We start from the raw sequence: 4,825 nt of genomic DNA on the forward strand, positions 1-4,825 counted from the left end.
CTATGATGATAACAGCATGAACGAAAACAGGAGCAAACAACATGACAGACATAAAAACAGAGTACGTTGACAAGACATTAGAGGGCGACAGCCAAGAAATAACCATTTTCAAATTAGCAGACGAACAACATTTTTCGATAAATTGCACGATTCCAAAATACGCCCGCAAGTATCAAGAGAGACTGACAAGCGGGCGCGTAGTGATAAATAAAAACAGCGGGCTTGTTGTAGAAATTCATGGCATTCTAGGTGATGGCATTGTGAACGTATCAAAACCGAAAGCATACACAGACGAACAACGTTCGAAAATGTCCGAGCGAGCACGGGAAATATTTGCGAGGTAAGAAAGAACGTCAAGCGTATTTGAGAGTTAGACTGATTAGCTAAAAAAAAGCCCATTTTTGACGTTTAAAATGATTTTGGGATAATTACCCACAAACAGCATAAAATGCAAAATAGGCGACAGGAAACGGCTAAGCGTCAAGTAATTTTACTTGACACCATACACAGGAGGAGCACCATGACACAAGACGAACAACAAACGACTATCAAGCGGGAGATTGAGGAGCTTTATTCTTTCAACGATTCACTGATTACAGGCGACCCCGATTATATTCCACGATTCACAGACGGCACACCTATCCGACCGCAAGACGTGGCAAGTATGAACATGAGAGCACTTGAAAACATTGCTGGTCTGATTGGCTTTGTGCTTGACGACTGATGAAAATTGACGCAAAAAAAGCCCCCAAAGTTTGACAGACAGAAAAGGGCTTTAAACCAAAATAGACTATAAAATCACGCGCAAAACGTGGCTTTTATAGTCTAATTATAGCACACACTAAGGAGACGAACAACATGAACAAAGACACTATTTTAAACGTATTGAGCTATGTAGAGAGCACAAGCGACGCATTAGCTGAATTGTTGAGCTATACAGCACTAGACGCAACAGACGACAGCAAGATAAAAGATTATTACGCGCGTGAGTTGAACAACAAAATTCAAGACGTTTTCACGTCGCAGGTAAAACTGATGAGTGACATTTATGTTTGTATCGATGGAAATTTGTCGGACAAGCAAGCAGGCAACGAAGAAAGAGAGGAGGTAACAGCATGAAAGAGCTAACCACTGATGAAATTATCATGCTATCCGAACTTGTGAGTGTTGATTATGGCAAAATGCTGACAGCGATTGACTTGATTATCAGACTTGAAAAGTCACACGAACAGCAAAACCGACTTGAAAGCGAGGGCATTGCATGACAGAATTTGACCCATTAACAGCCCTTACAAGCCGTTTGCTTGCCGATGACATAATTAGGCGGGTTGATGAATATGAGAGCACACGGCGCAAACTGAAAGGCACAGGGCGCATTGTCCCGTATATATCCAAACAGCAGGCGCTGAAAGAGCTTGACATCACAGACAACACCTTAACAAATTGGGAAAAGCACGGCTTGAGACGATACAAGCCAAATTACAAGACATCACTTGTTTATTATCTGATTGATGACATTAGTAAGTTTATAGTGTTATCAGATTAAAGCAAATTTACAAACAAAATTAACGTTAAAAAATTGTCGGGCAAGGCAAATTGAGGAGTGAAAAAGAATGAAATTCAAAGAATTACCAAAGACAGACCAAGACATTATCATGGCATTAAGCGAACACAAGGGCATTGAACGGACTATAAAAGCTAATATGCTTGCCAAGTCAGTCAGACTTGAATTGAGGGCATTACAGTCACGCATTGAGCGACTACAAAAGCAAGGCTGCGCGATTGGTTCGATTGACGGCCAAGGCTATTTTATCCCATTGAACGAAGATGAACGACGGGCGGGCATTATCAAAAAACAGCGGACAGGCATAACGATAACAGAAGCGGTCAACGGGTACACTATGGCACCGCTTGAATGGCTTGATGAATTGCTTGATGAGTAGAAAGACGTGATAAATGTACCGCTATTTTATGCTGATGATTCCGAGCGACAAGCTGAAAGCATATCCATTTTTAAGCAAGACGGCGGTACTGAAAAAAGATAATTTTTTTATGTTCGTGTATTTTGAGCCGTTTGATTTAGTGCTGAAAGACATGATAACAAACAACATCATTGTCAAGATTGCCCGTGAGTTCGATTTAAAGCACCTTACAGCGACCAAGTGGACGGTGGCGCGTGATTATCCCCCAGCATTGCCCGATGACGTTACAAGGCGTTTTATAAGCAGATTGGACACCAAGGCGACACAGGCAAGCCGAACGGGCGGGCATTACTTGCAACTTGACAGGGGCATGATTGACATTCTGACGAATGGACTTTACACACGGCGAGACGTCACAGCATTTGTCAAGGCGCTTTACATAGCAGGGTACGGCTATTTTGACACGTTGAGACTATTCACGAACATCACGCGCGTTTACAGCGAAGACTTTGCACAGCACTTTATAAAATATGCTGATGAACTATACAGAAACGGAGATTTAAAAAATTGACTGATAACATGAACGACATTGCCGACAAGATGGCGGACGAATTGGCAAGCGATTTGCAAAAGCCGATAATGCTGATAGATGAGCGAGAAACGCAAGATAATTTGCATGATTTAGATCTAAATAGCAGGGACAAGGTTATAGCGAATTTATCGAACCTTGCGAAGATTTTGAGACAAGACAGCAAAATCAAAGGCATGTTTGCTTATAACGAATTTACCTATGACATTGAACTAACAAGAGCAGGCAAGATTGGCAAACAAAAGACAGAAACACGGCAACAGGTAGATGATTCACTTATTACGGGCGTTCGCTTTTATATATCCGAGAAATACGGCGCCGATTTTAAAAAAGGGGACGTGGCCGACGGCGTGGAGCTGGTGGCGCGTGAGTTGAATTTTAACCCACTTGAAACGTGGCTTTTAAATGCTGAAAGAGATTACCAAGGCACAGACCCTTTGACGATATTAAGCGACTATTTGGGAGTTGCTGGTGGCGCTTATACTAGGCTTGTGACATCCATATTTTTCAGGGGCGCGGTTGCCAAGGTATTGAACCCACGCCAAAAGTTTGATAACGTGCTTGACCTAGTCGGAGACCAAGGGACAGGCAAAAGCACGATGATACGCATGCTATTTGAACCATACTACACCGACAACATTAGCACATTTTACAAAAGCGACGACATGGCGCTGATGGTCAAAAATTGGGGCATAAATGATGATGAGATGGTTGCGAGCAACGACAAAAACACATCATTTGGACAACTCAAAAAGGCGATTACACAGCAAGAATTTCAATATCGTCCGCCCTATGCAAGAAAAGCCGTGAACGTCAATAAAAACTTTGTCATAATCAGAACAACGAACGTAAGCGAGCATTTGAGAGACGCGACAGGCGACAGGCGATTTTTACCTATCCGAGTAAGTAAAGACATCACACCGCCCAAACGATTCAAGGAACTCACAGAGCAGGCACTAAAAGAATTTTGGGGTGGCATTGTTAGTCTTTGGCGCGTGAACCCGTCATTTGATTTGAACGACGAAGAGCAGACTTTACTAGACAGCGAAAAAGAACAATTTAAGAGCAAAAACATCTTTGTTGAGCAACTTGAGAGCTATGTAGAGACACCGATAACAGCCGACTTTTACAATTTGGGCGCTGGTAGACGGCGGGACTATATAGCACAGATGATGGACACAGGCACAGCGTTATATGACAGTCGTGACATCACAGGCAACGTTGCGCGTGATAGAGTGAACGTGACGGACGTCATGGCGGAGCTATTCCCGAATGAACAGAAGAAAACGGTTGATAACGTGATAAGATTATTTTTCAATAATTTGGACGGGTGGGAGCCGAAAAAATCACTTAAATTTGGCAAAAAAGTTGCGCGAGGTTGGCAAAAGCGGTGAAATGACGAAAAACCCGAAAAAGCGCCTACTTGCCTACCGAGTGACTACCACCGTAACCCCTGTAATAGCAAGGGTTAAACGGTGCTAAGTAGTCAGTAGCCGTTATATAATAAACAATAATAATAATAATAATATATTATATATAACTATACCGCGAAAAAAAGACTACTGACTACTACACTATATAACCCCTTGAACCGCAAGGCGTAAGGCGGTAGGCGTTTGGTAGTCGGTAGGCGCTTAAAACAGAAAAATCAAAAGACCACGAAAAGGATATAAAAGACCATGACAAAATCACGCGCGCCGACAGTTTGGACACAGAGCAGGCAAACTGTTTGACATTAACCAAAACGAAAAAACGTTATAGTTATACAGGACGGGAGCAAGCAACAGCAAGCGAAAACTTGATAAAACTTGATATTGAAAAACCTAATAAAACCTAATATCCAAAAACATAAAACCTTACTAAACCTTACTTTTATTTTTCATAAGGCAAGCGTAGTTACAACTACACAGCAAAGGGGGGCGTACTTATAGGTACGGTTGTCAAAATTAGGATAAGTCTTGTATTTAGATAAGGCAAAAACTTGTTAAAACTTGACATTTGTTTTCATAGGCATGTTTATCCGAGTTAAAAAAATGACTATGTTGCGCGTGATGATACCCCGACAAGTCACGCGCAAATTGGGCACGTCATAAGACAGAGCAGGCAACGCAAAAAGCGAAAATAAAAAAAGCCGTATAGTTTCGATATACAGCCCCCTTGCCCGACAAAAATTTATGTTGTTTTTAACTACCCTTTTAATTACCCTTTTGTTGAAATGTATTGCGATTCAGTGAGTATCACTTTTTACGAAATGGCTTAACGGAGCGTTTCACACTATCAGTTGCTTTCTAATGATATAGTGTAGTAAAATAGA

The 4,825-nt window shown here is 41.7% G+C and carries 8 protein-coding genes; all 8 read left to right on the top strand.

Annotated features, from left to right (window positions below):
- Positions 1–41: 41 nt before the first annotated feature.
- The 8 genes from Hs20B_RS09500 to Hs20B_RS09535 all read left to right on the top strand — a co-directional run bounded on the left by Hs20B_RS09500 (position 42) and on the right by Hs20B_RS09535 (position 3,905).
- A complete protein-coding gene (locus tag Hs20B_RS09500; protein ID WP_172357928.1) occupies positions 42–344 on the top strand; it encodes a hypothetical protein in 303 nt (100 codons plus the stop codon).
- Between the two features lie 176 nt (positions 345–520).
- Positions 521–724 (top strand): hypothetical protein, encoded by a 204-nt coding sequence (locus tag Hs20B_RS09505; RefSeq protein ID WP_172357930.1) that lies wholly within the window; start codon positions 521–523, stop codon positions 722–724.
- 134 nt (positions 725–858) lie between these two features.
- Entirely contained in the window at positions 859–1,119 is a 261-nt protein-coding gene (locus Hs20B_RS09510; RefSeq protein ID WP_172357932.1) for a hypothetical protein, read from the top strand.
- The gene (locus Hs20B_RS09515) at positions 1,116–1,265 is read left to right on the top strand and encodes a hypothetical protein (protein WP_172357934.1); all 150 of its coding nucleotides are present in this window, start codon (positions 1,116–1,118) and stop codon (positions 1,263–1,265) included. Before Hs20B_RS09510 ends, Hs20B_RS09515 begins: the two co-directional genes overlap by 4 nt.
- The gene (locus Hs20B_RS09520; protein ID WP_172357936.1) at positions 1,262–1,546 is read left to right on the top strand and encodes a hypothetical protein; all 285 of its coding nucleotides are present in this window, start codon (positions 1,262–1,264) and stop codon (positions 1,544–1,546) included. Before Hs20B_RS09515 ends, Hs20B_RS09520 begins: the two co-directional genes overlap by 4 nt.
- 67 nt (positions 1,547–1,613) lie before the next feature.
- Positions 1,614–1,943 carry a hypothetical protein gene (locus Hs20B_RS09525; protein ID WP_172357938.1) on the top strand — a complete coding sequence of 110 codons (330 nt, stop codon included), beginning with the start codon at positions 1,614–1,616 and terminating at the stop codon, positions 1,941–1,943.
- A 13-nt stretch (positions 1,944–1,956) separates the two neighbouring features.
- Complete coding sequence (locus Hs20B_RS09530) at positions 1,957–2,493, top strand: hypothetical protein (RefSeq protein ID WP_172357940.1); 537 nt, start codon at positions 1,957–1,959, stop codon at positions 2,491–2,493.
- On the top strand, positions 2,490–3,905 hold the full coding sequence (locus Hs20B_RS09535) for a VapE domain-containing protein (RefSeq protein ID WP_172357942.1): 1,416 nt from the start codon (positions 2,490–2,492) through the stop codon (positions 3,903–3,905). Before Hs20B_RS09530 ends, Hs20B_RS09535 begins: the two co-directional genes overlap by 4 nt.
- The last annotated feature ends 920 nt before the right edge of the window (positions 3,906–4,825 follow it).

Origin of the sequence: Pseudolactococcus insecticola, from assembly GCF_011170065.1 — a bacterium.
Classification (GTDB): Bacteria; Bacillota; Bacilli; order Lactobacillales; family Streptococcaceae; genus Pseudolactococcus; species Pseudolactococcus insecticola.

Coding starts and splice junctions, on each gene's coding strand:
- Hs20B_RS09515 (WP_172357934.1), top strand. CDS start 1,116: ATGAAAGAGCTAACCACTGATGAAATTATCATGCTATCCGAACTTGTG.
- Hs20B_RS09500 (WP_172357928.1), top strand. CDS start 42: ATGACAGACATAAAAACAGAGTACGTTGACAAGACATTAGAGGGCGAC.
- Hs20B_RS09520 (WP_172357936.1), top strand. CDS start 1,262: ATGACAGAATTTGACCCATTAACAGCCCTTACAAGCCGTTTGCTTGCC.
- Hs20B_RS09510 (WP_172357932.1), top strand. CDS start 859: ATGAACAAAGACACTATTTTAAACGTATTGAGCTATGTAGAGAGCACA.
- Hs20B_RS09525 (WP_172357938.1), top strand. CDS start 1,614: ATGAAATTCAAAGAATTACCAAAGACAGACCAAGACATTATCATGGCA.
- Hs20B_RS09505 (WP_172357930.1), top strand. CDS start 521: ATGACACAAGACGAACAACAAACGACTATCAAGCGGGAGATTGAGGAG.
- Hs20B_RS09530 (WP_172357940.1), top strand. CDS start 1,957: ATGTACCGCTATTTTATGCTGATGATTCCGAGCGACAAGCTGAAAGCA.